Below are 4,182 nucleotides of genomic sequence, written 5' to 3'. Positions count from 1 at the left end.
GTAAGATGTTCGTGAAAGCACCATGCGGCTCGTTCTCTGTAAGAATAATCAGTCGCTTTCCCGCCTCCAGCATGGCTTCGGCACTCTGTGCCATATAGAAGCGTGCTTCATGCACAATGCGCTCGCGTTCATAGGGCAGTCCATCCCCAAAGCGTGCCATTACCTCCTGTTGCGCGCTGTTTTCTGTATTTTTTTCAGGGTATGCAATTGCCCCCCCCCCATCCCGCAATCGTGATATTGTCCGCTGTATTCACAGACAGGGCAGTTGCGGTTTTTTTCTTTGCCATACAGCTCTCCTTTCAGGCCGATAACAGCCAGTGGTTTTTCATTGTGATAAAGAATATACAAAAACAAACGAAAAGGACTTTACATYATTTTGYATRTYAWTGTATATTTATTTTTAACTTTTYATRACGGAGATAACACCATGTCACTRCAACACCCCGCCGACTTTAAGCGCAATTTTTATGACCGAGTCTATCAGGACTACCCGACGGTGGCGGCGTGGGCACGCCAATCCGGCTTCAAACCCTATCAGGTTTACATGTTGCTTGATGGCTCYTGCCARGGCTGGCGCGGRGAAGSSCGCAAAATTARACAGGCKATTGAACAGATAATGGGCTYCCCCATGCCATCGGGCAAAAAGCGCCATAAAAAATAACATTCGCCCGTTTCACTGAMGGTATCACAATTTCCATTAATGAAAAAGAGGCATCCGATGAAAAACACCTTATTACTGCACCCTTCTTCACGCACACGGCRAGCGCTACGTATTTTGAAAGCCATGAAAGGGCATTACCGCGACGGTCTGTCCAATAAAGCCCTGGCAGAGCTTATTAAAGACTCTCCGGCCAATATCAGTCGTACCCTGCCGTTTTTACTGGAAGAAGGGATGATTGAGCGGCGCTTCAACGGGAATTACGCCCTGAGCGAACAGTTGATAGAGATTGCCCTGGCCTTTTTTGATGAAACGGAACGGGCACAGATCAAGATGGCAGAAAGACGGAGTCGCTGCTTAACCTCACCGTCAAAACTGTAAGAGGAAAAAAACAATGGGTAGAAAAGCATTACCGATGCCGGCTGACATTGCCCCCGAACAGCCCTTGGCTCCGGATTTAATGACCAATCTTAATGCGCTGGCTGAACATCAGCAGGCCATTATGGACAAGTACGGTGAGGGACTGCCCTATGAACGCGAGCGCATTGTGCATGAAGCGCGCTTCTATATGGCGCAGAGTGCCGAAGCCATGCTGGAGGCGGGGAAACGGCTGATTATTCTGAAAGAGAATGAACCGCATGGGGAATTTACAAAAGTTATCACTAATCAATTGGGTCTCAACTATGGCACAGCCGCTAGAATCATGCAGGCAACAATCAAATACATGAATCCAAAGTTGGCACCAAACCTCTCAACGTTTTTAGATTTGGGAAAATCTAAACTCTATGAATTGATGTTAGAAGACGATGACGATCTAGCCGAACTCGCCGAAGGCGSTGCGTCAGGCGCAGGCCCTGTTGGCGAGATGGGTCCGTTGGCAGCCGAGTGAGCTGGATGCGCTGACAGTGGTGGAATTTGAAGACTATTTACAGGAAGCCGCGGCGCAAATCCGGCAGGAAGTTAGGCAAAACGGTGATCGTTAATCAACGGTAACAAAAGCAGGGGGCGCGGTGTCGAGCACATTTTCGATTGGGGTAGTGATTAAAGGGGCGGTAGCCGGTGCTTTTCGCTCGGCGATGGGCGACTCCCGACATAGCCTCAATCACTTAAGTGAAACCACCCGTCGCCTGCAATCTCGCCAGCAGCAACTGACCCAGGCGGTAACCCGCTACGGTCAGTTGGGTGGGCAGGCCGCCCGTAGCCTCAATAGCGAGCTGGGTCGGGTGGGCCAGACRCTTTCCCGTCTCGAGCAACAGCATCGCCAGTTACATCGCACAATGATGGCCAGTCAGATTGCCGGGCAACAACGSCACGCCCTGATGGGGCAAGGGCTGGCGTTAGGGGCSACCACGGCRGCMGCGGTGGGYGCGGTCGCGCCGTCTGTYAARCARTCGATGACCTTTCAGGATAATCTGGTCGACATGGGGATCACYGCCGGTTACGACGGTGCCACCCAGGCMGCRCTGGGTAASGATATCCGCGCCTGGAGTCAGCAGTACAACCAGACCCAGGMYGATTTACAGGCCGCAACCAGYKCACTYATCGGTAACAATATTGACMRYCTGGACGATATTCGTGCCTACCTGCCRCACATCGCCCGAGGCGCAACCGCTACCCGCACCKCCGCTGAACTCTGGGCGCMGGCGGCGGTGACCACCCAACAGTCACTGGSCATTGCSGCGAAAGATTTTGCCGCGGTACAGAACATYATGGCGCAAGGGGGCAARGCMGGRTCATTTGAAATCGCTGACCAGGTGAAGTGGTTGCCGGAGCTGGCCCCACAAATGGCCAACGTGGCCCAGGGTAAAGCGGCGGTGGCCGAGATAGTCGCCGCCTTGCAGGTGGCAAAAATAGGCGCGGGGAGTACGGATAAAGCCGCGAACAATTTCAATAACTTTCTGGAAAAACTGTACGCCCCTGAAACTAAAAAACGTTTTGGTGATGTCGGTATCGATATTGAAAAATCACTCATGCAGCAAAAAGCGCACGGGATATCGCCGATTGAAGGGATGATGAATACCCTGCAAAGCTATCTGGCGCAGAAGAGTCCCGAGGCGCTGGCACAATTTAAATCGGCGATGGCGCTGCAGGACGATACCGCGCGCGATAAGGCGTTATTGGCCCTGCAGCAGAACTTTGGCTTAGGTGAACTGTTTGCTGATATGCAGGTGATGGCCTTTGTTCGTCCGATGCTAGCCAATATGGACAAGTACCGGCACATCCGCGCACAAGCCCTGGCGGCCGCGGACAAGGATGTATTAGCCGGTGACTATAAAAAACGTCTTGAATCACCGATTGAGCAGATGAAAAAGCTGGGTATCGCCAGTCAGGATTTGTCGCTGAGTCTCGGTGATGCCCTCAAACCGGCGGTAGGGAGTTTAGCCGTGATGGTACTCCCTTATGTGCGCGCCGCCAATGCCTGGGTCAAAACTCACCCTCAACTGATTAGCGGTATCGCCAAAACCGTGGGCGGTCTTCTGCTGTTTAAGGGCGCACTGCTGGCTGTTCGTCTGGCACTTAATCTGCTGGGTTCACCGATACGCCTGCTGTGGGGTGGGTTTACCCGGCTGCGTACCGGTTGGTTATTACTCAGCACCGCCTTTGGCATGGGGGGGCGCTTAAGCCGACTCGCAGATACCGTCTTTCTTATCATGATACAAGAGCTATATTCTCATCGAAGGGGATGCCAGATTTTAAGACACCATAAGCTAATTGGAGTAATTTTCGCATTGCCGCACAGATGCCTACTTTACCTCCTTTGTGACGTGATACGAGCCGCTGCCACTGTGCTTTTATTATAGGGTTACAGGAAATGGCAGATAAAGCCGGCATGTATAATGCTTTTCTGAGCTCTGTATGACCTCGTTTTGATAGGCGACTACGTCCTTTAAATAAACCAGACTCATGCAGTTTTGGGTTAAGACCAACATAGGCCACGACTTCTTTACTGTTGCTAAATTTTGACATATTACCGATATAAGCCAGTAAACTCGCACTCAGTATTTCACCAATTCCAGGTATGCTTTCCAGCAACGCTTTGTTTTTCTTTAAATCAGGATCGCTATTAATATGATTTCTTATTTTTTCTTTTGTGGTCTGTATTTGTTGTTTTAATACATCAATGATTTCAATCAGCGAGGATTGAACGATAGCATCAGCGACTGATTGTCGATTTTCATGCATTCTCTTCACTTTCTCTAAATTACACGAGTTTCGCACCAATAAAAAAACGCTCTATTTTTAAGTTTAATTCAGCATGATATATAAATAGTCAAAACCTTATAAATCAAATACAACTTATTGTAATTTAAGAAAATTTATGTTTTTTAGTAACTTGCAGATTAATCATTGCTTTTAAGCCATTTTTAGAATTTTATATGCCTGTGCGAAACTCGTGTATGATTTAGACAAATGGTTAGAGCAATATAATAACCAGTGTACTCATCAAGGAAAAATGTGTTGTGGCCGCACCCCTTTGGCAACTTTACAGGATGGAAAACAACTTTGGAGAGCGAAAGATTTAA

General features: G+C 49.1%; 4 protein-coding genes and 3 pseudogenes. 5 read left to right on the top strand and 2 right to left on the bottom strand.

What is annotated here, in order from left to right; translation table 11 throughout:
- A pseudogene (locus tag CBG25_RS07760) lies at positions 1-166 on the bottom strand (DUF3102 domain-containing protein); the annotation flags it as partial.
- 552 nt (positions 167-718) lie between these two features.
- Between CBG25_RS07760 and CBG25_RS07755 the strand changes: the two are divergent.
- The 4 genes and pseudogenes from CBG25_RS07755 to CBG25_RS07740 all read left to right on the top strand — a co-directional run.
- On the top strand, positions 719-1,039 hold the full coding sequence (locus CBG25_RS07755; protein ID WP_290605834.1) for an IclR family transcriptional regulator: 321 nt from the start codon (positions 719-721) through the stop codon (positions 1,037-1,039).
- A 13-nt stretch (positions 1,040-1,052) separates the two neighbouring features.
- Positions 1,053-1,547, top strand: a complete 495-nt coding sequence (locus tag CBG25_RS07750) for a hypothetical protein (protein ID WP_290605832.1) — start codon at positions 1,053-1,055, stop codon at positions 1,545-1,547.
- Entirely contained in the window at positions 1,516-1,641 is a 126-nt protein-coding gene (locus tag CBG25_RS07745; protein WP_290605830.1) for a hypothetical protein, read from the top strand. Before CBG25_RS07750 ends, CBG25_RS07745 begins: the two co-directional genes overlap by 32 nt.
- 93 nt (positions 1,642-1,734) lie before the next feature.
- Positions 1,735-3,129, top strand: a pseudogene (locus CBG25_RS07740) (phage tail tape measure protein); the annotation flags it as partial.
- Positions 3,130-3,307: 178 nt separating this feature from the next.
- Here the strand turns inward: CBG25_RS07740 and CBG25_RS07735 are convergent.
- The gene (locus CBG25_RS07735; RefSeq protein ID WP_290605828.1) at positions 3,308-3,877 is read right to left on the bottom strand and encodes a transposase; all 570 of its coding nucleotides are present in this window, start codon (positions 3,875-3,877) and stop codon (positions 3,308-3,310) included.
- A 169-nt stretch (positions 3,878-4,046) separates the two neighbouring features.
- Between CBG25_RS07735 and CBG25_RS07730 the strand changes: the two are divergent.
- Positions 4,047-4,182 (top strand): annotated as a pseudogene (locus CBG25_RS07730) (IS481 family transposase); the annotation flags it as partial.

This window comes from Arsenophonus sp. ENCA, assembly GCF_002287155.1.
Classification (GTDB): domain Bacteria; phylum Pseudomonadota; class Gammaproteobacteria; order Enterobacterales; family Enterobacteriaceae; genus Arsenophonus; species Arsenophonus nilaparvatae.
This window is presented reverse-complemented; position numbering and strand designations above follow the sequence as displayed.